This window comes from Priestia sp. SIMBA_032 (assembly GCF_046535215.1).
Lineage (GTDB): Bacteria > Bacillota > Bacilli > Bacillales > Bacillaceae_H > Priestia > Priestia aryabhattai.
The window spans coordinates 1-258 of the sequence record NZ_JAWRXD010001032.1; the positions used below are offsets into that span (position 1 = coordinate 1).

At 69.0% G+C, this 258-nt stretch carries 1 protein-coding gene; it reads left to right on the forward strand.

The features are described from left to right. Window positions 1-258 (forward strand): hypothetical protein (locus SB717_RS37475; RefSeq protein WP_410908200.1); only part of this gene is annotated, 258 nt, incomplete at both ends.

Sequence of the window (258 nt, forward strand, 5' to 3'; positions counted from 1 at the left end):
CCACGCACGACCTGGCGTTCGACGCGATGTCGACCGCACGCAGCCGGCTCTATCTGGCGCTCGCCGGAGGGCCGGCCGGATACTCGGTGGGGCTGCGCCGCGGAGAGCTGTTGTCGCGGACCGGAACCGACGTCGACGAAATCGGCAATGCCCTGATCCGCGCGATCATCCCGATCGGTGTGTCGATCGTCGTCTCCGGCGCGGCGGTGGCGATCATGGCCATCGTGTCGCTGTGGGCCGCTCTGGTACTGGCGATCG